General features: G+C 61.9%; 19 protein-coding genes. 12 read left to right on the top strand and 7 right to left on the bottom strand.

Annotated features, from left to right (window positions below):
* Nucleotides 1–2: 2 nt before the first annotated feature.
* The 4 genes from A6B35_RS28510 to A6B35_RS28525 all read right to left on the bottom strand — a co-directional run bounded on the left by A6B35_RS28510 (nucleotide 3) and on the right by A6B35_RS28525 (nucleotide 4872).
* Entirely contained in the window at nucleotides 3–593 is a 591-nt protein-coding gene (locus tag A6B35_RS28510) for a recombinase family protein (RefSeq protein WP_006203190.1), read from the bottom strand.
* A gap of 87 nt (nucleotides 594–680) precedes the next feature.
* Nucleotides 681–1166, bottom strand: coding sequence for a hypothetical protein (locus A6B35_RS28515; protein WP_006203192.1), 486 nt, complete (start codon nucleotides 1164–1166; stop codon nucleotides 681–683).
* Nucleotides 1167–1693: 527 nt separating this feature from the next.
* Complete coding sequence (locus A6B35_RS28520; protein WP_139032223.1) at nucleotides 1694–3514, bottom strand: AAA family ATPase; 1821 nt, start codon at nucleotides 3512–3514, stop codon at nucleotides 1694–1696.
* Nucleotides 3515–3624: 110 nt separating this feature from the next.
* Nucleotides 3625–4872, bottom strand: a complete 1248-nt coding sequence (locus A6B35_RS28525) for a tyrosine-type recombinase/integrase (RefSeq protein ID WP_040583058.1) — start codon at nucleotides 4870–4872, stop codon at nucleotides 3625–3627.
* A 258-nt stretch (nucleotides 4873–5130) separates the two neighbouring features.
* Between A6B35_RS28525 and A6B35_RS28530 the strand changes: the two genes are divergently transcribed.
* From A6B35_RS28530 to A6B35_RS37585, 5 genes are all read left to right on the top strand, one after another.
* Entirely contained in the window at nucleotides 5131–5439 is a 309-nt protein-coding gene (locus A6B35_RS28530) for a DUF6538 domain-containing protein (RefSeq protein ID WP_139032224.1), read from the top strand.
* Between the two features lie 156 nt (nucleotides 5440–5595).
* On the top strand, nucleotides 5596–6429 hold the full coding sequence (locus A6B35_RS28535; protein WP_006203197.1) for a hypothetical protein: 834 nt from the start codon (nucleotides 5596–5598) through the stop codon (nucleotides 6427–6429).
* Between the two features lie 177 nt (nucleotides 6430–6606).
* On the top strand, nucleotides 6607–7560 hold the full coding sequence (locus tag A6B35_RS28540) for an Abi-alpha family protein (protein WP_006203199.1): 954 nt from the start codon (nucleotides 6607–6609) through the stop codon (nucleotides 7558–7560).
* Between the two features lie 102 nt (nucleotides 7561–7662).
* Nucleotides 7663–8016 (top strand): Rap1a/Tai family immunity protein, encoded by a 354-nt coding sequence (locus tag A6B35_RS37580; RefSeq protein ID WP_425277660.1) that lies wholly within the window; start codon nucleotides 7663–7665, stop codon nucleotides 8014–8016.
* Nucleotides 8017–8489: 473 nt separating this feature from the next.
* A complete protein-coding gene (locus A6B35_RS37585) occupies nucleotides 8490–8594 on the top strand; it encodes a YjiS-like domain-containing protein (protein ID WP_425312840.1) in 105 nt (34 codons plus the stop codon).
* Here A6B35_RS37585 and A6B35_RS28550 read toward each other — a convergent pair.
* Nucleotides 8558–9088 carry a MarR family winged helix-turn-helix transcriptional regulator gene (locus A6B35_RS28550; protein ID WP_006203201.1) on the bottom strand — a complete coding sequence of 177 codons (531 nt, stop codon included), beginning with the start codon at nucleotides 9086–9088 and terminating at the stop codon, nucleotides 8558–8560. The two genes, A6B35_RS37585 and A6B35_RS28550, sit on opposite strands and share 37 nt — an antisense overlap.
* A gap of 432 nt (nucleotides 9089–9520) precedes the next feature.
* On the opposite strand from A6B35_RS28550, the gene A6B35_RS28555 reads away from it, so the two are divergent.
* The 3 genes from A6B35_RS28555 to A6B35_RS28565 are packed head-to-tail and all read left to right on the top strand — an operon-like array spanning nucleotide 9521 to nucleotide 17371.
* Nucleotides 9521–10960 carry an efflux RND transporter periplasmic adaptor subunit gene (locus A6B35_RS28555; protein ID WP_006203202.1) on the top strand — a complete coding sequence of 480 codons (1440 nt, stop codon included), beginning with the start codon at nucleotides 9521–9523 and terminating at the stop codon, nucleotides 10958–10960.
* The gene (locus tag A6B35_RS28560) at nucleotides 10953–14099 is read left to right on the top strand and encodes a multidrug efflux RND transporter permease subunit (RefSeq protein ID WP_006203203.1); all 3147 of its coding nucleotides are present in this window, start codon (nucleotides 10953–10955) and stop codon (nucleotides 14097–14099) included. Before A6B35_RS28555 ends, A6B35_RS28560 begins: the two co-directional genes overlap by 8 nt.
* The gene (locus tag A6B35_RS28565; protein WP_006203204.1) at nucleotides 14096–17371 is read left to right on the top strand and encodes an efflux RND transporter permease subunit; all 3276 of its coding nucleotides are present in this window, start codon (nucleotides 14096–14098) and stop codon (nucleotides 17369–17371) included. The genes A6B35_RS28560 and A6B35_RS28565 overlap by 4 nt, the downstream gene beginning before the upstream one ends.
* 108 nt (nucleotides 17372–17479) lie before the next feature.
* Here A6B35_RS28565 and A6B35_RS28570 read toward each other — a convergent pair whose 3' ends face one another.
* On the bottom strand, nucleotides 17480–17914 hold the full coding sequence (locus A6B35_RS28570; protein ID WP_006203205.1) for a hypothetical protein: 435 nt from the start codon (nucleotides 17912–17914) through the stop codon (nucleotides 17480–17482).
* A gap of 162 nt (nucleotides 17915–18076) precedes the next feature.
* Entirely contained in the window at nucleotides 18077–19261 is a 1185-nt protein-coding gene (locus A6B35_RS28575) for a Gfo/Idh/MocA family protein (RefSeq protein ID WP_065518300.1), read from the bottom strand.
* 121 nt (nucleotides 19262–19382) lie between these two features.
* Here A6B35_RS28575 and A6B35_RS28580 point away from each other — a divergent pair, with 121 nt between their 5' ends.
* The 4 genes from A6B35_RS28580 to A6B35_RS28595 all read left to right on the top strand — a co-directional run bounded on the left by A6B35_RS28580 (nucleotide 19383) and on the right by A6B35_RS28595 (nucleotide 23617).
* Nucleotides 19383–20273: a MurR/RpiR family transcriptional regulator gene (locus tag A6B35_RS28580; protein WP_006203840.1), complete on the top strand. Its 891-nt coding sequence runs from the start codon at nucleotides 19383–19385 to the stop codon at nucleotides 20271–20273.
* A 73-nt stretch (nucleotides 20274–20346) separates the two neighbouring features.
* Complete coding sequence (locus tag A6B35_RS28585; RefSeq protein WP_006203839.1) at nucleotides 20347–21129, top strand: SDR family oxidoreductase; 783 nt, start codon at nucleotides 20347–20349, stop codon at nucleotides 21127–21129.
* Nucleotides 21126–22664 (top strand): mannitol dehydrogenase family protein, encoded by a 1539-nt coding sequence (locus A6B35_RS28590; RefSeq protein ID WP_006203838.1) that lies wholly within the window; start codon nucleotides 21126–21128, stop codon nucleotides 22662–22664. The genes A6B35_RS28585 and A6B35_RS28590 overlap by 4 nt, the downstream gene beginning before the upstream one ends.
* A gap of 38 nt (nucleotides 22665–22702) precedes the next feature.
* The gene (locus A6B35_RS28595) at nucleotides 22703–23617 is read left to right on the top strand and encodes a sugar phosphate isomerase/epimerase family protein (protein ID WP_006203837.1); all 915 of its coding nucleotides are present in this window, start codon (nucleotides 22703–22705) and stop codon (nucleotides 23615–23617) included.
* Nucleotides 23618–23622: the final 5 nt, after the last annotated feature.

Genomic DNA, 23622 nt, shown 5'->3' on the forward strand with positions numbered 1-23622 from the left:
TGTCATGGCGAGGGTTCGCCCCTGGCTTGGTGCTTGATCCGCTGGATAGTGCCGACGCTCACGCGATGCTTAGCCGCCAAGGCGCGGACGCTTCCGTGGTCGCGGGCAATCGCCTCCTCCGTCGCCTTGGAGACGCGAGGTCGGCCCAGCTTCTTGCCCTTCGCTCGGGCCGTGTTGAGCCCCGATTTGACGCGCTCGCTGATCATCGCGCGCTCGAATTCAGCGAAAACACCCATCATCTGAAACATGGCCTTCCCAGCCGGGGTGGTCGTGTCGATGCCCTGCTGGTGGAGGAAAAGGTCGACGCGGAGGGCGTGAAGGTCCGAGAGAAAGGCAACGAGGCCCTGGAGGGAGCGGCCCAGCCGGTCGACGCTCCACGTCATCACGACGTCGAAGCGCCGGCGGGCGGCGTCTTTGCAGAGGGCGTCGAAGGCGGGGCGCTTGTCCCGCCCCTTCGCCCCGCTAACGCCGTGGTCGCGGTAGACCTCGACAATGCTCCAGCCGGTGCGGCCCGCGACCTCCCGCAGTTCGCGCTCTTGTCGGTCGGTGGTTTGCTGGTCTGTGGATACGCGAAGGTAGAGTGCGGCCCTCATAGCGTTCGCCCTTTCGACATGAGCCTAGCGTTCAACTAGACGGCGCGCTTTTCGCGAGCCGCCCAGCAGAACGTTGGCGATGCGCCGTTAGATGGTCAGTTCGAACTCGGTCGCGGCTTTCGCGGCAAGCGATGCCTCATGGGCAGTCCGGGCTTGGGCGTCGAGACGGTCGCGTCTCGTGGTGGGAAGCCCTGTGAAAAGCCCCATGAGGAACTTGTTCCGGTCTTTCGCGTCGGTCTGCTCATACCGGGCCTTATTGTCGGGGCTGAGCGCATTGCGGACCATCTGGCGGATAAACCGAACGTGCGGTTCTTCGGCTGGGCCAGCCGTTCGCCCAATGGCCCCCTCGATCAGCCGTTTGCGTTTGGCGTCGAAAGCGGCGCTGGCCGCCTCCTGGCTTTTCGCGCCCGCGTATGCGTCCTGAAGGGACTGGAGCGCGAAGCCCATGAGGTACTCAACCGAGGCGTCTGGAAGGGCTTGGCCGTCGAGCGTCCATTTACCTTTTTCGACGGCCAAGGTTGCCTCGCCCAGATGGCCAAACTCGCGATGTGAAAACGTGCGCATGACTTGCATAGGTGTATCTCCGTTCGATGGTGCGGCTGAACCGCGTTAAGTGACTGAATTTACTCAATGAATGTCGCTCCACTGGTGTGTGGCAGTCAAGCGCTTTTGTGCGAAAAACAAATGGTTTTTGAACGCAAAATTGGGCTGCGGAAACGCCCGGATTTCCGGGCTTCCGACGCGGGCATTTCGGAGGGGTTTTTTGAACACGCAAAGTGCGGCTGCGTAGCGGATCGGAGGCCTGGGATATGGCCCATCGCGGGCGGGCGCGGATCGTGGTGGATGGCGGACCGGGCGACCGTGTGCGACGTGGCCGTGGGGCGGGCCGTGGACGCGCGTTCACGTCATGGCGCACCGGATAACCGGCCCAATCCGGGCGCGCGTTGTCGGGCATTTGCGGGCGATTGAATACGTATGGCTTTTGACCCCCCACCCCCCTCGTTCTTTTCGCCGCGCGGAGGGGTTTCGCTGATGCCGCCCCCCGGCATCCCCCGCACCATGTCCCTCGCAAATTTTGTGCGAATTTCTAGTACATCCGATTAAACAGCAGGCCGATCCTTAGAGCCGTCGACTAGGACGCTGACGTAGGCAATCAACTCCGCAAGGTCCTCCTTGCCTGTCACGCTAGCCATTCGGGTTTTCAGCAATTCAAGAGAGTGAACCTTCTTCGCAAATTCGAAGCGTTGTTCGCTTACTTCTGAACACACCCGCTTGATAAGTTTGGCCGCGTCGACTTTGGCAAGCCACTGCGGATCGGACAAATTGCCCTTGAAAATGTCGGCAGCTTTGAATTCTTTTTCGCCGCCCAGCGCGACGAGGCGTTCTTCAATCCGCTTGTGCAACTCGTCAAACTGTAGGCCCGGAACGTGCGCAACCACCAGCGTGGCGATTGCAGCCGATTCTATTAGATAGCACTCGAAGTGCCGGCGCGGGAGCAAATGGACATGCCCACCTGATCGCCGCAACAAATCCTCTTTATTGCGCTCTGACAGGTCCTCGGAATCGAAGCCGAAGGTCACGGATTTGACCAGAGGCGCAGCTGCGCTGCTAAGGCGATTATATATTTCCAGTACCAACTCCAGTCGTGTTCCTGTTTGGCTAAAATCTCCGGTGGCAATCACCGGCACGAACATTGTTGAGCGCGGCATTGGGCCAACGGAATTTGTATAAATGTAGGGAAAACATAGTTCCTCGGTCGGACCTTCGATCCAGATAATTCGATCGACTGCGAAAACGTCGGTCATCGAGATTCCAAGCTGGCCCGTCACCTGGCGTAAATCCTCCAACCTGCCGAGATCGACCGGTGAGATCGAGGATTCAAAACCTGACTTTCGAACAAAATGAACAGTCGATGGTGAACTCGCGCTTAGAACCTCGGGCGAGTGAGTGGAAATAATATATTGATGTTGCGGATAGTTTGTCTGAAGAATTCGTAAGAGAGTTTTAGCCGCAGCAGGATGTAAGAAGCTGCTTATCTCGTCGATAATGATAACTGCCTCGTCGAGGGTCATCGCGACTGTTAGGATGGCAATGGCTTGGGCGACTCCGGTGCCGGAATTGTTCAGACCAACGCTTAATTCTGGATGCTCCTGCTCGTCTATTGGCCATACCAAGATTTCTAGATCGTTCTGCTCTGTTGGGCGGACGCTCAGGTTGCGGATCGTAGAGAAGATCTCTCGGATGTGGGCTACCAGCCTTGCGAAAACTGCCGCACGCTCGCCCTGAATTCGATTGAGCACCGCCGGCAAATTATCCGCCGAGCTATTGAGACGATCCGGATAGCCAAACTCCGAGCGCCCTAAGCCAAAACGCTGAGCGTCGAACATAAAAACGTAGTCTTGCCAAACTGAATTTACCAGATCGTGTGTATTGTCAGCACTAATTCGACCAGGTATATAACTTATTCTTCCAGAGTTCGTACCAAATAAAACTCTCGTCTCAGTTGAATTCGGCTTAAACTTGAACGGGAGGTTCCATATTGGCTGTGCATTTCCTTGCTTTTGAATTTTCAAATTATTTGACGGTGAAGATAGAAATTCGTCCATCATTCTTTGTGCAGATGAAACGTCAGCGGACGCGATTTCCCAATATACGCTCGAAAGATGCTTAAGCCATGAGCTCTTTATGTCTTCCCCACCAATTGATACATCTAACTCAAGATGCGAATAACCTAGCCGTTCAGGTCGAAATTCGCGCGGGCTCCTATGAGGAGAATTGCCGAGTTGGAATAGCGAACGGAGAATGGCGCTCTTGCCGGCGTTGTTCTCACCGACAATAATGTTGATCCCCGGTTTCAAATCGACCGGACCAGTATCTGAAAAGCTGCTGTAGTTAGAAAGCTGAAAACGATCGATCCGCACAGGCGCGCCCCTCCCTCACCGAGGAGCACCCAATCATCATACCATTCGCGGCACAATGGTCGATAAGAACCAACGCGCGGGATCAAGCACGTATATCAATTATCGCAAACTTATGCGCTGACTCGGTTCGGTGTTGGCGCCGTGCCGCAATATCCTGCCCATGCGGTCATCAGCCGACGACGCTTGTCGAGCATATCGCCGCGCTGATACGCGGCCTCGGTTTTATCCGACAGCACGTGAGCCAATGCGGCCTCCGCGATTTCGCGAGGGAAGTTTGAACGTTCCGCTGCCCAATCGCGGAATGTGGAGCGGAAGCCGTGAACGGTCAGGCCCTCTATCCCCTTCATGCCGCGCAGCAGTTCCAGCATCGCCATGTTGCTGAGCGGCTTCTTGGGTCGTGCGCCCGCGAACATGTAAGGGCTGCCGGCCTCTCGCGGCAGCGCCTTCAGAATGGCGATCGAGCGATCTGACAGCGGTACGCGGTGCGCACGGTCTGCCTTCATGCGCTCGGCAGGGATGGTCCAGAGTTTCTTCTCGAAATCGAACTCGCCCTCGGTCGCACCGATAGCCTCGCCCGTCCGCACGGCGGTCAGGATCGTGAACTCAAGCGCGCGGGCTGAGATGCTGTCCATCGCCCGGAGCCGCTTCATGAACGCGGGCAACTCGGCGTAGGGCATCGCCGCGTGATGTTCGACCTTTGCAACCTTCGACCGGGCCGGTAGGAGCTTGTCGAGGTGGCCGCGCCACCGGGCCGGATTGTCGCCGCTGCGATAGTGGCGGGCCTTCGCCCAATCCAACACCATCTCGACGCGGCCCCGGACTCGGCTGGCCGTCTCCGTCTTCGTTGTCCAGATCGGCTCAAGAATTTGCGTGATGTGAGCGGTCTCGACCTTCGCCACCGGCAGATCGCCGATGACCGGCCAAGCGTAGGTCTCAAGTGTGTTCTTCCACTGCTCCGCATGCTTCGCATTCTTCCACCCCGCCGAGTGGGCCGCGATGTAGCGCTCGGATGCCTGCTTGAACGTGACACGCTTAGCATCGTCCGCTCGGAGAGCAGCGGTGCGCTCGCGACGGTCCTCGATTGGGTCTTTGCCGTCCGTAACCAGTTGCCGTGCGGCCCTCGCCCTTTCCCGCGCCTCTTTCAGGTTGAAGGTCTGGACGTCACCCAGCCCCATGTATCGGGCCTTGCCGGCGAGCATGAAGCGGAACAGCCAGGACTTGGTGACGTCCCCTTCCTCGGCCACCTTCGAAGTGCTCTTGGCGACTTGCAGATATAGCCCGCCCCCATCACCATACGTGCCCGGCTTGGTTTTCTTCGCCACCTCGATGGCGCTCAGTTTGTTGATTGTCCTCGGCATCAGGTCCACCCCAGCAACATGCGCTTCCACATGACGGAATGTACCTACAATCCAACCCACAAACAAGCATTGGATTTGGCCGGAATTGGGCAGACCTATTCGGAACGATCCGGGCTGCTATCGTGATGGTTTTATTGAGCTTTCGGAACTCGGCGGAACTGGGCGAGAGTGCGGCGGACGGACGCTCTCTCCGCCAGCCTTGCCTTAAGGCTTTGATTCCCCAAGAAAACCCTTGTGTTGCAAGGACTTCAGCCCCAAATGGTGCTACAACGCCTGCTACAAACGGGGTTCACCAGCACCATGAAATACGTCCATTTCCAACGCGGCCGATATGTCGTCCGCGTCACGGTGCCGCTCGAACTTCGTGGGATCATCGGCAAGCGCGAACTGGTCGCACCGCTCGACGCCGACAAGCGATCGGCACAACGGGCGGCGCTCTGCATCATCAATGGCTTTCTGGCGACGATCGATGACGCCCATGCAAAGTTCGCCGCGACCAGACCGACCATCACCAGCGCGGCCAAGGCGCACTACCAACAACGAAGCGATCTTTGTCGAATGGTCTGACGACCAGGAGATCAGGCGCGACGCAGCTTGAGATCGGACCCGTCGTAAACAAAGGAGCGCCCATACGGGGCGCTCTCTTCATTTGTTTATCCCGTCTGCGCCCTTCCTTTCCTCCTGCCGTTCAAGCAATATCACCGCGCAACAGCAGGGCCTTTTATGAACGCAGCTTCGAGCTTCGACTGGTGGCAATTCATCTCGGACGTGGGATCTACTGTCATCGGCGTTGTCATTGGTTTCGGGCTCTCAATTTTGATCCACAGACTTGAGATCCGATACGACGAACGCAAAGAGCAAAATACTGATCGTATGCGACGGCTTGCGTGTGCAAAGCATATCATGGCGTCGTGCGCAGCGAATATCGAAACTCTAATAAATTTTAAGATACAGATGTCAGTTCCGCTCGCTCAGGATGCGGAGACCCTTCGGCCGCCTGTGATATCCCGAGATATACATCAAATCATCGAATCAAGTTCCAATTTGCCTGCTATGTTCCAAGGCCTTACCAAAATCCCGAAGTCCGAGCTACCGCAACAGGCCGAGCTTCTTTCTCTTATAGACGAAATACCAATGTTGATTGGTCTCGTGCATCAGTCATCTGCGTCGATAGATAATTTAAATTCAACCCTAGATGAAAGAAATATGCTGCTTCAGCAGCACGCAATGCAGAATATTCAAGGATTGAACGCGGCGGCGATTATATACTATTACACAATGATATTGTCTCAAAGTGATAATGTAATCATGCAGAACGACATTGGGTTATTTTTTAATCAGCTTCTCGCCGAGCAAGTCGACAGCTACGCGAAGCACGAATATAAGGGGGTAAAGGTTCTAAAATTTAGCATCAATGAACCTCAAAAGCAGCACATGCCTCCGAACGACTACGTTAAGGGCTATCGCGATCAATTTCGCGATTTTTCGGAACAGGTGAAGCCAAAGGAAATGTTCACGCTGGCTGATTCCTATAGCCGAAACGGCGAGTTTAAATAAGCTTAGGGTCTACGTTGCCGGCCGGACGCACATAGAGTGGTCCACCGCCCCTGTAGGGCTTCGGCCTCTCCGGCGGTGTAAAAAGGGTCGCCGCCCCCGTCTCAGTTACTTTTTATCTTGCGAGCGTCGGGAGCAATCCTATGTTTCCAGTGGGACTAAAGGGAGAGGGTGGCGTGGATGGGGACCGATTTAACTCCAGCTCCAGAAGTGACGATTCTAAAAAGCGAGATGGAAGCCGCAGCCGCCCGTGTGGCGGAACGGGCGATGAACACGACGATAGACGGCGTGTCGGGCGTCGTTGGTGATCTGTTCGGGGGGTTGTTTGGTGACGGCCTAAAGCAATGGCGAACGCGAAGGCTCATAGATACACTGATTAAGACCAAGGATCATCTGGAGGCGGCCGGAATCCCGATCGAGAATGCAAAGTCCCTACCTATGGGCGAGCTTTATGCGATCTTCGAGGGGTGCTCTAAGCAAGAGGACATCTCCCTCACAGAAATGTGGTCGGCTTTGTTGGCAAACGCTATGAACCCGACCAATGACAAGTATATTGATCCATCATTCTCTAGGATTCTGGGAAATTTGAGTGGACTAGATGCGGCGATACTAAAGTATATAAATGACTATACCAGAAAAAATGACGACTTAGCCGCAACGCAAAGAGAAATATTGAACAAAGCGCAAACTGATAGACAGAGCAAGAGCGATAAAAGCTTCCATCAAATGATTGACGAAAATGACAAGTCGTTCTCAGAGTGGGCAGCTAATGAGCTTCAAAGCCGGTTCAATGCATTTAGTGAAGAAAACATTTCCTACTCGATAAGCAATTTGCTTAGAATGGGATTGATTTACCCTCCGGAATACACGATCCCTGAAAATCTTATCCAGGTCGGCATCCAGAAAAAACCCAGGAACGAGAATGAACTTGTCGCCGACGATAGGCGGTTGCGTGCATATCTACGAGCGATGAACGATCAGGCGGGCGCCGCCATCGAGAAGAAAAGCACGCTTCAAAGCCTTGTCACAATCGTCCGTCCCAATTGGCCGATGATTCAGCGAAACTCGACAATTCAGCCGGCGTATTCGCTGTCTGGCCTTGCAATACGATTCCTGCTGGCGTGTTCGCCGTAGGCGGCTGCTTACGGCGCTGGTCCGTGGATCATTCGCATGATCTTGTCGATCGTGGACGCCGGAGGCTAGTCTGCCCGCGAGCTTGGCACTAGGTGGGGGAACATGAACCGAATTGCCGCAATAGCGTTGATCGCCGCTGGGCTGTTTCCATCTCACGCTTCGGCAGAGGAGCAGGGATTTACTACACAGGGACTTCTAGACCAATGCAACACCAAACCGGGATCGGTCGCTGCGGCGTTGTGCCTAGGCTATATCGCAGGCGTGGCCGACACAATGATTCAGCCGGTCGGCGAGGACGCCCAAAGATACAAGACGTGTCCGGGAACTCCCACGCCAACCTATGGCGCCTATAGACAGGTGTTTGTAAACTGGGCGCAGAAGCATCCTGAGAAATGGAATTCGCCAATGTTCGCTGGCGTAAGCCAGTCTCTCCACGAAATGTGGCCGTGCCAATAATGTGCGAAGCCCACAATCCCTCGCTACAAAAATTGGCCTGTTGCGCGCTACAAAATCGAGCCACCAACATGCGATAACCCATTGAAATTAAAGGTGTTAATATGCCCTATGCGTTTCCCGCTCTCTCCGCCAGACTTCGGCGAACCACGATATCGTAGTCTTGACGGATCAAATCCGTTGAGCGCACGCTGACATCTGCAACATCTCGACCGCGTTCAATCGAAACACCACGAATTCCACGCCGGTTCCGACGCGGGCTCCAACGCTCGGCCCCTCGGTCGTCCTTCATTGTCCTCCCATCGACGGCGCGAATGGTCGCGTCGCAAGGGATGGAGACGACAATGACGACGATGGATCATGGAAATTACGAAACCGGCCGGAGGAAGTTCGACCTTCTCGGCTTTGCCGGCCGCGCTCTGGGCCTGGCCTATCATGCCATGAAGATGCGCAGCGAGCGCGCCGCGCTGCATGAGATGCCGGACTATATGCTCAAGGATCTCGGCATCAGCCGCTCGGACATCGACCGTTACACCTCCGTGCGCTACGCGCTTTCCCATGGCGAGAGGTTCAATGCCTGAAGGACCCGCTCCCTCCCGGTATCTTGTGACGCCGCGTCAGCCGGCGGTTCGACCCCGGCTTCGACCAACTGGTCGAGCAGCAGGGCCGCAACGCGCAGTATCTCCCTTTCGGAGGGGGTCAGGGCCTTGCTCATGCTTTCCGATAGCCAGGTGTTCTGGCGGTCGGCGTCGCGCGCCAGCAGATCGTGCCCGTCCTTGGTGATTTCGATCAGGAACTGGCGCCGGTCGATCTGGTCCTGCGTGCGCCGGATCAGTCCGCGCTCGTCGAGGTCGGCGATGAGCCGCGTGAGCGACTGCGGCTGCAGGCGTTCCAGGGAGGCGAGATCGGAAGCCGTCATCGAGCCGCCGGTCCGCTCGAGCCGCCGCAGCAGGCCGAGCTTGGCCGCGCTGACGCCATGGGCAGACCGCATCAGCCGCAATTGCCGCCCAAGGCCAAGAACGCTACGCCGCACGGCATCGGCCGTCTCCAGCGCCGGATCGTCGTGCCCGTCCATGTGATGCCTCCCGCTCCTTTCGCGTTGGCGCGTGCCGACCTTGCCGCCCTCTGCCAGCAGGTCTCGCACAGTGCGCCTCCTACCAACTGATACGCACATGCGCATGTAGTACTCAGCACCAGACCGTTTCTGCAGAAACCACGCAGCAAAAGCCCACCATTTGCGCGGCTGGCGGAGGCCAATACCTTACGGGAATTTAATTTAGTACGCAATTGCGTAGTAAAATTCGAGAGCGTACGGTTTCCTGCGGGTGGCGCGGAGCCCATAGGATTGCGAGCAGGACTTCGATGAGGCCGTCTCTGACAGGGTGTATCCCGCTGCCTCTGTGGGCTCGTGCCCGGCCGGCTATGGCGCGCAGGACAGAAGAGGCGCCGTGCTTCTCCGCCGCGACGCTCGCCAATGTCGCGGCATCCTCCACGGAGACGAACTATCGTGGACGATGAGATCGACAAGCGGCTCCCGCTCCCGAGCGTTGAGGCAACGCAGCGCGTAAAACCCCGCCGGCGACGCGGCTGGATCGTCATGCTCCTGCTGCTGGCCGCCGCCGGCGGGCTTGCCGTCTGGCTGCATCCGTTTTCGCGACCGCAGCAGACGGCCGAGGAAGGCCGCGGCGGCCGTTCCGGCCGCAGCAGGCTCACTCCGCAGCCGGTGGCGGTCGCTCCCGTTGCAACGGGCAGCATTCCCATCGTCTTCGACGCGCTTGGCACGGTGACCTCGCTGTCCACCGTGACCGTGCGGCCGCAGGTCAGCGGCCAGATCACCCAGATCGCGCTCACCGAAGGACAGATGGTCAGGAAAGGCGACTTCCTGGCCCAGATCGACGACCGCAACTTCGTCGCCTCGCTGCACCAGCTGACCGGCCAACTCAAGCACGACCAGGCGTTGCTCGATGATGCGCGACTGGATCTGAACCGCGACGAAAAGCTGACAACGAACGCCATCACCATCCAGGCCGTCGACCTTCAGCGCGCCACCGTCGAGGCCGATGAGGGCACCGTCGCTTCCGACCAGGCGCAGATCGAGGCCGTCCAGCTCAACATCTCCAATAGCCATATCGTCGCCCCCGCTGACGGCCGCCTCGGCCTGCGCCAGGTCGATACCGGCAACTACGTCACGCCGGGCGACGCCAACGGCATCGTGGTGATCACGCAGATGCAGCCGATCTCGGTGATGTTCTCGCTGCCGGAGGACAACCTTGCGGCGGTGACGGAGGAGATGCGAAACGGCGCGACGCTGCCGGTGACGCTGTTCGATCGCGATGACGTTCAGCAGATCGCGTCGGGCACGTTGCAGACGGTCGACAACCAGATCGACCCGACGACAGGCACGGTGAAGATGCGCGCCATCTTCGCCAACACGGACCAGGCGCTGTTTCCGAACCAGTTCGTCAATGCCCACCTCCTTGTACGCACGCTGAGCAACGTCATGGTGGTGCCGAACGCGGCGATCCAGCATGGCGCGCCTGGAACCTTCGTCTATGTGGTCGGCGCCGACGATACGGTTTCCGTCCGGCCGATCGCCACCGGGCCTGGAGATGCCACTGCCACGCAAGTTCTGTCCGGGCTCTCGCTCGGCGACAAGGTGGTCGTCGACGGGGTCGACCGGCTGAAGGACGGCGCAAAGGTCACGGTCCCGGATGCCGCCACCCCGGCGATCGCCCCATCAGCGACGGCGCCGGCTGCGGGCCAGGCACCAGTTGCCGGGCAGGCACCGGCGGCGCCCACCGCTGGCCAGCCGCCGGCACAAGGCGCGCCTCCTGCAGCCACCAATGCCCCGGGCGCCCAGCAGCGCCACCACCGCCACCGGAAAAACGGCGCGGGCGGCGGCACCGGCGCAGGCGGTTCGGGCGATGCGGGCGGCGACAATGGATGAGGATCGGGACGCCGGCCCGGACGACGGCCTCAGCCCCTCGCGGCCGTTCATTCTGCGACCGGTGACGACGACGCTGCTGATGGTCAGCATCCTGCTCGTCGGCATGATCGCCTACCTCTTCCTGCCGCTGTCGGCCCTGCCGGAGGTGGATTACCCGACGATCCAGGTGCAGACCCTCTATCCCGGCGCCAGTCCCGACGTGATGACCTCGTCGGTCACCGCGCCGCTGGAGCGCCAGTTCGGCCAGATGCCGGGCCTCGACCAGATGTCTTCGAAAAGCTCGGCCGGTGCCTCGGTGATCACGCTGCGCTTCAGCCTCGATCTCAGCCTCGACATCGCCGAGCAGGAGGTGCAGGCGGCGATAAACGCGGCCGGCAACCTGCTGCCCGCCGACCTGCCGGCGCCGCCGATCTACGCCAAGGTCAATCCCGCCGACGCGCCGATCCTGACCCTGGCGGTGATGTCCGGCACCTTGCCGCTGACGCAGGTCGAGAACTATGCCGAAACCCGCCTCGCGCAAAAAATCTCCCAGGTTCCAGGTGTCGGCCTCGTCAGCCTGAGCGGCGGCGAGCGGCCGGCCGTTCAGGTGCGCGTCAACCTCAAGGCGCTGTCGGCGATGGGTCTCAACATGGACGACTTGCGCACCACGATCGGCAATCTCAACGTCAACACGCCGAAGGGCAGCTTCGACGGGCCGAGTCGCTCCTACACCGTCAATGCCAATGACCAGATCAGCGATCCGAAAGCCTATGCCGACGCCGTCATCGCCTACCGCGACGGCGCCCCGGTGCGGCTCTCCGCAGTGGCCGACATCGTGCAGGGCGCCGAGAATTCCAGGCTGGGCGCCTGGATGAACGATACGCCGGCAATCATCCTCAACGTGCAGCGCCAGCCGGGCGCCAACGTGATCCAGGTCGCCGACTCCATCAAGGCGCTGCTGCCGCAGCTGCGCGCCGGCCTGCCGCCGTCGGTTCAATTGAGCCTGCTGACCGACCGGACCGATACGATCCGCGCTTCGGTCCATGACGTCGAGTTCGAGCTCGGGCTTGCCGTGCTTCTGGTGGTGCTGGTGATCTTCCTGTTCCTGCGCAATTTGCCGGCGACGGTCATCCCCAGCCTCTCGGTGCCCCTGTCGCTGATCGGCACCTTCGCAGTTATGTATCTTTGGGGCTTCAGCCTCGACAATCTGTCGCTGATGTCGCTGACCATCGCCTCCGGCTTCGTCGTCGACGACGCTATCGTGATGATCGAGAACATCTCCCGTTTCATTGAAGGCGGCGAACCCCCGCTCGAGGCGGCCTTGCGCGGTTCCTCGCAGATCGGCTTCACCATCATCTCGCTGACGGTTTCGCTGATCGCCGTGCTGATCCCACTGCTCTTCATGGGCGACGTGGTGGGCAGGCTGTTCCACGAATTCGCCATCCCGCTGGCCATCGCCATCGTCATCTCGGCGATCGTTTCGCTGACCCTGGTGCCGATGATGTGCGCGCGGCTTCTGCGGCACCGGCCGGAGCGGCGGCAAGGCTGGGTGGCGCGCAAGAGCCAGGCCGCGTTCGACGCCGTCACCTCGGGCTATGCGGCGGCACTCCGCTGGGTGCTGGACCACCAGACATCGATGCTGGTCGTAGCGGCGGCGACGCTGGCGCTCACCGCCTATCTCTACATCGTCATCCCCAAGGGTTTCTTCCCGGTCCAGGACACCGGCGCCATCGAGGCGGTCACCGAAGCCGCCGGTTCGGTCTCCTATGCCGACATGGCGGCGCATCAGCAGGCGCTGGCGGCGGCGATCCTGAAGGACCCGGATGTGGCCAGCCTGTCGTCCTTCATCGGTGTCGACGGCCAGAACCTGACGCTGAACAGCGGCCGCATGCTGATCAACCTCAAGCCGCGCGACACCCGCACGCTCGACGCCAGCGCCATCATCCGCCGGCTGGGCCAGGAGACTTCAGGCGTCACCGGCATCTCGCTCTACATGCAACCGGTGCAGGACCTCACGGTCGATACGGCGGTGAGCCCGACGCAGTACCAGTTCGTGCTGCAGGACGCCGATCCCGCCGAGCTCGCCGACTGGGCGTCGCGGCTCACTGCCAGCTTCGCCCGCCTGCCCGAGCTGGCCGACGTCGCCAGCGACATGCAGCAGAACGGCCTCGCCGCCGACATCACCATAGACCGCGCCACCGCGGCGCGTTTCGGCATCACGCCGGCGACCGTCGACAATGCGCTCTACGACGCCTTCGGCCAGCGCATCATCTCGACCATCTTCACCCAGTCCAACGAATACCGCGTCATTCTCGAAGCCGACCCCTCGGTCAAGGAGACGCTTGCCTCGCTGAATTCGATCTATTTGCCGTCGGCCGGTTCCGGACAGGTGCCGCTGTCGACGATCGTCAGCGTCACGGTCAAACAGTCGCCGCTGCTGGTCAGCCATCTGGCGCAGTTCCCCTCCTCCACCATCTCGTTCAACCTGGCGCCCGGCGTCTCGCTCGGCCAGGCGACCGAGGCGATTAGCGCCGCCGAGCACGCGCTCGGCCCGCCGCCCAGCCTGGTCACCGGCTTCCAGGGCGCGGCTCTGGCCTTGCAGAGCTCCTTGCGCAACGAGCTGCTGCTCGTGCTGGCGGCAGTCGTGACCGTCTACATCGTGCTAGGCGTACTCTATGAGAGCTTCATCCATCCGATCACCATCCTGTCGACCCTGCCATCGGCGACGGTCGGCGCCCTTGTCGCCCTGATGATCGCCGGACATGACCTCGACATTATCGGCATCGTCGGCATCGTGCTCCTCGTCGGCATCGTGAAGAAGAACGCCATCATGATGATCGACTTCGCGCTGCAGGCCGAGCGCAGCGAGGGCCGCAGTCCGCGCGAGGCGATCTACGAGGCGAGCCTGCTGCGGCTGCGCCCCATCCTGATGACCACCATGGCCGCGCTGTTCGGCGCCCTGCCGCTGATGCTGGGCGGCGTCGCCGGCTCTGAACTGCATCGGCCGCTCGGCATCACCATCGTCGGCGGGCTGATCGTCAGCCAGGTGCTGACATTGTTCACGACGCCGGTCATCTATCTCGCCTTCGACCGGCTGGCGCAACGTTTCGGCCCGACCGGCGCAATCGCCGAGTTGGAACCCGGCCGGTCGGCATCGTGAATTTCTCGGCGCCGTTCATCGCCCGTCCGGTGGCGACCACCTTGCTGACGCTCGGCCTCGCCGCCGCGGGCCTGCTGGCTTACTTCCATCTGCCGGTCTCGCCGCTGCCGCAGGTCGATTTCCCGACCATCTCGGTGCAGGCCTCGATGGCCGGCGCCAGTCCGGAGGCGATGGCCGCCGACGTCGCCTCGCCGCTCGAACGCCATCTCGGGCAGATCGCCGACGTGACCGAAATGACCTCGCGCAGCAGCACCGGCACCACCAACATCGTGCTGCAATTCAGCCTCGACCGCGACATCGACGGCGCCGCCCGCGACGTCCAGGCCGCCATCAACGCGGCGCGCGCCGACCTGCCGTCGGACCTGCACAGCAATCCGCGCTACCGCAAGTACAATCCGGCCGATGCGCCGATCATGATCCTGGCGCTCACCTCGCGCACGCTGACACCCGGCCAGCTCTACGACACCGCAGCCACGGTGCTGCAGCAGAAGCTGTCGCAGGTCGAAGGCGTCGGCAATGTCGATCTCGGCGGCAGCTCGCTGCCGGCCGTGCGCATCGAGCTCAACCCGGGCGCGCTGTTCAATTACGGCATCGGTCTGGAAGACGTGCGCGCCGCCATCGCTTCGGCCAACGCGCACAGCCCGAAGGGCGACATCGACGACGGCGCGCGGCGCTACCAGCTTTACACCAACGACCAGGCGAGCCACGCCGCCGACTATCGCGACCTGGTGATCGCCTGGCGCAACGGCGCCGCCGTGCGGCTGCGCGATCTCGCCGATGTCGAGGATTCGGTCGAGGATGTCCGTAATCTCGGCCTCGCCAATGGCGTGCCCGCGGTGCTTCTCGTGCTCTACCGCGAACCGAACGCCAACATCATCGACACCGTCGACCGGGTGCGCGCGGTCATTCCGCAGCTCGAGGCGTCCATTCCGGCCGACGCGCATCTGTCGGTAAGCAGCGACAGCAGCACGACGATCCGTGCGTCGCTGTCCGACACCGGCATGACCCTGGCGCTCGCCATCGTCCTGGTCGTGCTCGTCGTGTTCTGTTTCCTGCGCGACTGGCGGGCGGCGCTCATCCCGAGCGTCGCGGTGCCCTTCTCGCTGCTCGGCACTTTCGGCGCCATGTACCTGCTGGGCTATACGCTCGACAATCTGTCACTGATGGCCCTGACCATCGCCACCGGCTTCGTCGTCGACGACGCCATCGTCGTCCTCGAAAACATCATGCGCCATGTCGAAGACGGCATGCCGCGCCGGCAGGCGGCGCTGCTCGGCGCCCGCGAGGTCAGCTTCACGGTGCTGTCGATGAGCGTGTCGCTGATCGCCGTCTTCCTGCCGATCCTCTTGATGGGCGGCATCCTCGGCCGGCTGTTCCAGGAATTCGCGGTGACGCTGTCGCTGGCGATCGTCATCTCGCTCGTGCTCTCGCTCACCACCACACCGATGATGTGCGCGCATTTCCTGCGCCCGCCGCAGACACGCCGGTCGCTGCTCGCCCGCTTCGGCGAGGGCGCGTTCGAGCAACTGCGCCGTGGCTATGGACGCTCGCTTGCCTGGGCGCTCGACAATGCCGCGATCGTGCTGGTCATTCTCATCGGTGCGATCGCCCTCAACGTCTATCTCTACGTCGTGGTGCCGAAGGGCTTCTTCCCGCAGGAAGACACCGGCGAACTGGTCGGCGGCATCCGCGCCGACCAGAGCATTTCCTTCCAGCTGATGCGGCAGAAACTGACCGAACTGCAGTCGATCGTCCGGAGCGATCCGGCGGTGGCCAATGTGGTGGGCTTCATCGGCGGCCGGCAGACCAATTCCGGCTTCGTCTACGTCACCTTGAAGCCCCAGGCCGAGCGGGCTCCGCTGCAGGCCGTGGTGACGCGTCTGCGCGCAGCACTCCAGCAGGTGCCGGGCGCCCAGCTGTTCCTGTTCCCGCGGCAGGAGATAAGGGTCGGCGCGCGCCAGAGCCTCGCCACCTATCAGTATTCGCTGCAGGCGGACTCGATCGCCGAACTCGACGCGTGGGCGCCCAAACTGCTCGACGCGCTGAAGCAGGCGCCGGAGCTCGCCGACGTCAATTCCGACCGCGACGAGGCAGGCCTGGAGACCAATTTGTCGATCGACCGCGAAAGTGCCGCCCGGCTCGGTGTCAGCACCTCGGCCATCGACAACACGCTCTACGACGCGTTCGGCCAGCGCCAGGTGTCGACGATCTTCAATCCGCTCAACCAGTACGAAGTCGTCATGGAGCTGGCGCCGCGCTATCTGCAGGATCCGTCGGCGCTGTCGCGCATCTATGTCAGCACCTCGGGTGCCGCCGCCAGCGGCACCCAGCGCACCAATGCGCTGGCCGGCATGGTGACGGCCGCCGCCAACACGCCGGCTTCCGCCGCATCACTTGCCGCCAGCGCATCCGTCCGCAACCAGGCCATCAACGCCATCGCCGCCATCGGCCATTCCAGTGCCTCGAGCGGTGCGGCGGTCAGCACCGCGCAGGAGCACATGGTGCCGCTGTCGGCCTTCAGCCACTACGCACCCGCCACCATGCCGCTGTCGATCAGCCACCAGGGCCATTTCGTCACCACGACGATTTCCTTCAACCTGGCCGAAGGCGCTTCGCTGGGCGATGCCACCGCGGCGATCGACCGGGCGATGGCGACCCTCAAAATGCCGGAATCCATCCATGGCGCGCTTGCCGGAACCGCGCTGGCCTTCCGCTCGGCGCTGACCAACGAGCTGCTGCTGGTCGCCGCCGCTTTAGCCACCATCTACATCGTGCTCGGCATGCTCTACGAAAGCTACATCCATCCGATCACGATCCTGTCGACGCTGCCCTCGGCCGGACTTGGCGCGCTGCTTGCGCTTGAACTCACCGGGATGGATTTCAGCGTCATGTCGCTGATCGGCATCATCCTTTTGATCGGCATCGTCAAGAAGAACGCCATCATGATGATCGATGTCGCGCTGCAGACCGAGCGCAAGGAGGGTGCCGCACCGCGCGAAGCCATCTACAGGGCGTGTCTGACGCGTTTCCGGCCGATCATGATGACGACCTTCGCCGCCCTCCTCGGCGCGCTGCCGCTGGCGCTCGAAACCGGTACCGGCGCGGAGATCAGGCAGCCGCTCGGCACGGCAATCGTCGGTGGCCTGATCGTCGCCCAGATGCTGACGCTCTACACGACGCCGGTCGTCTATCTCTGCCTCGATCGCCTGCGTCTGTCGGCGGCACGCCGGCCACTGTGCAAACAGCCGGGATTCGCGCCGATGCGAACTTGATGGTGCCGGATATTCCTTGACGATTGCGCTCATCTGCCCCGTGAGGCGGTGAACTGTATCCATCGCCTCACGGATATGACCCCTTGCCGCTGCGCAAGAACCTGTTCGTCAAAGCATGAAAACTCCCCGCAGCCAGGCGAAGAAACCGAACTTCCCGGACACTGCCGCGCGGACGCGCGTCGCCGCCCATCGAGCCGGCATCGTCGCGCCGACATGGCAATGGCAGACGATTTCGTGCAACTGCCAATCGGTCAGTTCGAAGAAGCGCTTGGCTTCACCGTAAGTATCCTCCTTCAGGCCTTGCGCGCGAAAGATCGGATCCTCGAATGCCACGGTGATGGGTGAGCCCGCGGAACGCATTCTGTCGCGAACCTCCGCGCTTATGTATTCGGTGCCCGCAAGCGCCCCAAGGCACCGATCGGGATTTTGCTCCAGAAGTTGCGCCCAGCGCTCGAGGCGCTGGCCCCGAGTGGCAATCAGAAGCGTCGCTTCGGCGTGAACGTCGGCAACGCTTTGCAGTTGGTCAAGTGTTTGGTGTTTCACGGCCGCCTCCTACCAGCAGGTGATTCACCCCAACCCCAGAATGGAATTATGGCACTCCGCGAGGTCGGCAAGACCCGGCATGCGCAGTGCAAAAATATCCTCGGATCAGGCCATGGAACCGTGCAGCCGAGGCCTTCGAAACATGGCGATCAAGGGACAGATTTACCCAAACCGCGCTGGCGTCCACGCCCCGCCGCCAGCGTTCGATTCAACGGCCGCCGCGACGAACTTCACGCCACGCGCACCATCGACGACATCGGGCACCTGCGCTGCCCGCGCCGCATCGACAGCGGCACCCGAACGGTGGGAGCGAATGATGTCGGCGGCATCGCGGTAGAAGTTGGCGAAGGCCTCGATATAGCCTTCCGGGTGGGCGGCCGGCATGCGCGACACCCGCCGGCTTTCCTCGGTCGAGCCATGGCCGCCGCGCACCAGCGTACGCGTCTCTTCGCCATAGCGCGAGAAGCGCAGCTCCTCCGGCCGCGTGCCCGACCATTCGAGCCCGGCCTTGTCGCCGTAGATGCGCACGGAAAGGTCGTTGTAGTGGCCGGGCGAGGTCTGGCTGGCCAGGATCGTGCCGCGCGCGCCACCCGTCCAGTGCACCAGCACATGCGCATTGTCGTCGAGCCGTCGCCCAGGCACGGCGGTGAACAGATCGGCCGAAACCGCCTCGGCCTCACAGCCGGAAATGAAGCTCGCCAGGTTGAAGGCATGGACGCCGATATCGGCGAGCACTGCCGATTGCCCGGCGCGTGCCGGATCGGTGCGCCATTCGGCCTGCTTCTGGCCCTGCGCGTCGATCGGCTGCGTCAGCCAGTCCTGGATATAGGCGCCATGCACGGACACGATTCGGCCAAGCTCGCCCGCCGCCACCATCTCGCGCGCCTGGCGGACCATGGCGTAGCCGGTGTTGTTGAGAGTGACGACGAAGCGGCGGTTTTTCGCCCGCGCCAGCGCCACAAGCGCTTCGGCGTCGGCCAGCGTCGTCGACAACGGCTTGTCGCAGATGACGTCGATGCCGGCCGCGAGGAAAGCGGTGGCGATCGGCGCATGCAGATGGTTGGGGGTGACGATGACGACGGCCTCGATGCCGTCCGGCCGCTCTGCTTCCGCCTTGGCCATGGCATGATAATCGGCATAGCTCCGCTCCGCTGGGATGCCGATCTCTGTCGCGGACGCTGCTGCATTCTCGGGATCCGAGGACAGCGCGCCGGCAACCAGCGCGATCTGGTCGTCGAGGCGCATGGCGAGGCGATGCACCGCGCCGATGAAGGCATTGCGGCCGCCGCCCACCATCCCGACCCTAAGGCGTTGGCGCGTCGATCCGTCCGATGTTGCATAGACCATGATCTTTCAAACTCCTCCCGGATTTTCGATAGCGTGCATAGCCTGAAGTGCCGCTAGCATTTTCGAACACGATTTCCAATTTCCATTTTGTAAAACGATCGTACCGCGCTAGCGTAAAGGCATGAGCGGAGCGCAAAAATCATCGGAACGGTCCAGTATCGACGAGGCCGCGACCAGGAAACGGGGACGCTCGCTGGCGGCGCTCGGCTACACCAAGCCGCAGACCTACGAGGAGTTGCGCGCCGTGCTCTCCTCCGGCACCGTGCATTTCCCCAAGCGGCTGCGCCAGGTCGCGATCTTCCTGTGGCAGCACCCGAGCGATGTCGCGCTGGGCACCATCGCGCAGGTCGCCGAGCAGGCCGGCGTGCAACCTTCGACCCTGGTCCGCTTCGCGCAGATCTTCGGCTATGCCGGCTTTTCCGATTTCCAGGGACTGTTCAAGGACCATATGAAAGGCTCCTGGCCGGAGCGTGCGGGCGCCGAACGCACGGCCGAGCCCAACGCCAATCTGCATTTTCTCAACGGCATGGTCGGCGCCTCGCAGACCTCGCTCGGCCGCATCGACAATAGCTTCGACATCGAGAGCTTGGAGAAGATGGTCGCGCTGCTCACCGAGGCCGAGCTGATCTATGTCATCGGCAGCAAACGCGCCTTTCCGGTCACAACCTATCTTTCGCTGACACTCTCGCAGCAGGGCGTGCGCAACGTGCTGGTCGACAATGTCGGTTCCACCGCGCTCGACCAGGTCGGCTGCATCGGCAAGCACGATGCGGTGCTGGCGGTGAGTTTCAGCCCTTATAATTCGATCACGCCGGACCTCGTCGCTGTTGCGCATGAGCGCAAGGTGCGCATCGTCACCATCACCGACAGCACCTTCTCGCCGCTGGTCAAGCTGTCGGACATTTGGCTGGAAGTCGTCGAGTCAGACTTCGCCGGCTTCCGCTCGCTGGCCGCTTCGCTGGCGGTCGGCATGGCATTGGTCCACGGCGTCGTCGCACGCCGGACAGAATGACCGGAAATGATTGACTGAGGAGAACTGTCGTTCCATATTTGAAAAAATAGAAACCTTATTCCATGGAGGAGGAATGGAGGTTCGGCTCGACGGCAAGGTAGTGTTGGTCACAGGTGCGACGCAGGGCATAGGCTTGGCGATCGCCGAGATGCTTGCGCGCTCCGGCGCCGAAGGTCTGCTGATCACGGGCCGTGAGCCTACGCGCGGCAAGGCCGCGGCGGCATCACTCTGCGAAATGGGCACGCCGACGGAATTCGTCGCCGCCGATCTCGCGGACCCCGAGGCGCCGGCCCAACTGGTCGCGGCATGCCTTTCCCGTTTCGAGCGTATCGACGGACTGGTCAACGCCGCCGGCTTGACCGACCGCGCCTCTTTCCTCGACGCCGACCTCGACGACTGGGAAGCGCTGTTTGCCGTCAACGCCCGCGCACCCTTCTTCCTGATGCAGGCAGCCATCGCCGATATGGTCAAGCGCGGACAGGGCGGCGCCATCGTCAACATCCTGTCGATCAACGCGCATTGCGGCTCGCCCGAGCTTGCCGTCTATTCCGCAACCAAGGGCGCGCTGGCGACGCTGACCAGGAATGCGGCCAACGCCCACCGCTTCGACCGCATCCGCGTCAACGGCATCAATGTCGGCTGGACCGACACGCCCGCCGAACGCATCATGCAGGCGCAGACACTCGGCCATGGTCCGGGCTGGCTCGACGCCGCCAATGCCGCGCAGCCTTTCGGCCGCCTGCTGACGCCGAACGATATCGCCAACCTCGCCGTCTTCCTGCTTTCCGATGCGGCCGGGCCGATGACCGGCGCGGTGATCGACCAGGAACAGTCGGTGATCGGGGCGAACCGGTGAGCGCCGCTGCGGCACCCGAAATGCTTGGCCCGGAGCTGCTTAGCCGGCTTCCAACCGCCGTCCAACGGCCATCCTATGACCGTGCGGCCCTCATGCCTGGCATGGCCCATATCGGCGTCGGCGCCTTCCACCGCTGCCACCAGGCCGAATACACCGACGATCTGTTGTCCCGTCATTTCGACCGCTGGGGTGTCATCGGCATCAACATCCGCCCGCCCCACCTCGCCGAAACGCTGGGCCGGCAGGGCGGCCTGTACACGCGCCTGATCCGCCAGGACAATCATGTCGGGGCGCGCATCATCGGCAGCATCATCCGCGTTGTCGACAGCCAGGATAGCGCCGTGCCGGCGTTGGAAGTGCTGGCCTCGGCCGACATCGAGATGGTCACTATGACGGTCACCGAAAAAGGCTATTGCCATATCCCGTCGACCGGCGCACTCGATCTCGACCACCCTGACATTGTCCACGACCTCGCCAACCCGCATGCACCGCGCAGCGTGCCCGGTATCCTGGCGCGGGCGCTGGAACTGCGCAGGACCTCGCATGGGCGGCCGGTGACGCTGCTCTCCTGCGACAACATCCCGACCAACGGCGTCATCCTAGGCAATGTCGTGCGGACGATTGCCAGCCGGCGCGGCAACGGCCTTGCGGACTGGATCGCCGCCAATGTCGCCTTTCCTTCGGCCATGGTCGACCGCATCGCACCGGCGACTACACAGGCCGACCTCGACACCGTCGAGCAGCTCTTCGGCTATCGCGACGCTGCCGTCGTCGTCGGCGAACCGTTCCGGCAGTGGGTGATCGAGCAAAAATTCGCCGGGCGCGTGCCGTGCTGGGATCTTGTCGGGGCGAGCTTCGTCGACGACGTCACACCCTTCGAGCATCTCAAGATGCGGGTGCTGAACGGTGCGCAGACGACGCTTGCCCATCTTGGCGTGCTCTGCGGCTTCGAGCACACGTCGGATGCCATCGCCGATCCGCTGCTCGCCACGTTCGTCCGCCGCATGCTGACCGAAGAGACCCTGCCAACGCTCAGGGCGGTGCCTGGCTTTTCCGCGCCTGCCTATATCGAGCGAAGCCTGGCGCGTCTCACCAACACGGCGATCCGCCATCGCAACCACCAGATCGCCACCGACGGCTCGCAGAAGATCGTGCAGCGTCTGCTCAACCCGATCCGCGACCGGTTGCGGCAGGGTGGGAGCATCGCGCTGCTGTCGGTCCCCGTCGCCGGCTGGATGGCCTATCTGATCAAGGCCGCCCCGCGCTTCGGCAAGTGCTGGCAGGTGTCCGACCCCTTTGCCGGAAGGATCTCGGCCCTCGCCGACCGCATCGGCGCCGACGCCAAGGGGCTCGCCGACGCCATTCTTGCGATAGACGCGATCTTCGATCCGTCACTGGCCACCAACACGATATTCCGTACAAATGTCATCGCCGGGCTCGATGGTCTGCTGTCAGAGAATCCGCTGGCCTTTGTAAGACATGCCTGCACTGAGCCAATAGATGCGCGGTTGAAGCGACCAACACGATCTGCATAGTACGATAGGTCGTGAAGTTCACGACCACGGGAGGCATCATGAAGCTTGGACTGCTCACAGCGCCATTTCCGGATACTCCACTCGCCGAGGTCGCCGACTGGGCAAGCTCGGTCGGCTTCGAGGCGCTGGAGATTGCCTGCTGGCCGAAATCCTCGGGCGACAGCCGCCGCTATGCCGGCACCAGCCATGTCGACGCCGCCGCGACCTCGGCCTCGCAGGCCAAGGAGATCGCCGCCGCGCTCGCCGAAAAGAAGCTGTCGATCTCGGCGCTCGGCTACTATCCCAACCCGTTGCATCCCGATGCGGCGCACCGCGAGGCTGTGATCGATCATCTGAAGAAGGTGATCGTGCTGGCCGGGCGGATGGGCGTCTCTTTGGTCAACACCTTCTGCGGCGGTGATGCCTCCAAGCCCGTCGACGTCAATTGGGAAGCCGCGCTCAAGGTCTGGCCCGCCATCATCGCCCATGCGCGTGACCACGGTGTCAGGCTCGCCTTCGAGAACTGCCCGATGATCTTCAGCTACGACGAATGGCCGGGCGGCCACAACATCGCCTATTCGCCGCAGATCTGGCGCCGCATCCTGGAAGCCTTCGGCGGCGATATCGGCATGAACTTCGATCCGTCGCACCTGGTCTGGCAGATGATCGACCAGGCCCGCTTCATCCGCGAATTCGGCCCCTACATGCTGCATGTCCATGCCAAGGACCTGATGATCGATCATGATGGACTCTATGAGCGCGGAATCCTCTCGGCCGGCATAGGCTGGCAGGTGCCGCGCATGCCGGGGCTCGGCGATGTAGACTGGAACATCATCTTCTCCGGCCTCTACCGGGCCGGCTACGATGGATCCGTCATCATCGAGCACGAGGACCGGCGGTTCGAGGGGAGCGACGACAACATCAAGCGAGGGTTCCTTCTTGCGCGCGACGTGCTGCGCCCCTTCGTGAAGTGAGGGAC

The organism is Mesorhizobium amorphae CCNWGS0123, assembly GCF_001686985.1.
Taxonomy (GTDB): Bacteria; Pseudomonadota; Alphaproteobacteria; order Rhizobiales; family Rhizobiaceae; genus Mesorhizobium; species Mesorhizobium amorphae.

Coding starts and splice junctions, on each gene's coding strand:
- A6B35_RS28585 (WP_006203839.1), top strand. CDS start 20,347: ATGGAGGTTCGGCTCGACGGCAAGGTAGTGTTGGTCACAGGTGCGACG.
- A6B35_RS28580 (WP_006203840.1), top strand. CDS start 19,383: ATGAGCGGAGCGCAAAAATCATCGGAACGGTCCAGTATCGACGAGGCC.
- A6B35_RS28515 (WP_006203192.1), bottom strand. CDS start 1,166: ATGCAAGTCATGCGCACGTTTTCACATCGCGAGTTTGGCCATCTGGGC.
- A6B35_RS28535 (WP_006203197.1), top strand. CDS start 5,596: ATGAACGCAGCTTCGAGCTTCGACTGGTGGCAATTCATCTCGGACGTG.
- A6B35_RS28595 (WP_006203837.1), top strand. CDS start 22,703: ATGAAGCTTGGACTGCTCACAGCGCCATTTCCGGATACTCCACTCGCC.
- A6B35_RS28540 (WP_006203199.1), top strand. CDS start 6,607: ATGGGGACCGATTTAACTCCAGCTCCAGAAGTGACGATTCTAAAAAGC.
- A6B35_RS28525 (WP_040583058.1), bottom strand. CDS start 4,872: ATGCCGAGGACAATCAACAAACTGAGCGCCATCGAGGTGGCGAAGAAA.
- A6B35_RS37580 (WP_425277660.1), top strand. CDS start 7,663: ATGAACCGAATTGCCGCAATAGCGTTGATCGCCGCTGGGCTGTTTCCA.
- A6B35_RS28575 (WP_065518300.1), bottom strand. CDS start 19,261: ATGGTCTATGCAACATCGGACGGATCGACGCGCCAACGCCTTAGGGTC.
- A6B35_RS28550 (WP_006203201.1), bottom strand. CDS start 9,088: ATGGACGGGCACGACGATCCGGCGCTGGAGACGGCCGATGCCGTGCGG.
- A6B35_RS28560 (WP_006203203.1), top strand. CDS start 10,953: ATGGATGAGGATCGGGACGCCGGCCCGGACGACGGCCTCAGCCCCTCG.
- A6B35_RS28510 (WP_006203190.1), bottom strand. CDS start 593: ATGAGGGCCGCACTCTACCTTCGCGTATCCACAGACCAGCAAACCACC.
- A6B35_RS28530 (WP_139032224.1), top strand. CDS start 5,131: ATGGTGCTACAACGCCTGCTACAAACGGGGTTCACCAGCACCATGAAA.
- A6B35_RS37585 (WP_425312840.1), top strand. CDS start 8,490: ATGCCGGACTATATGCTCAAGGATCTCGGCATCAGCCGCTCGGACATC.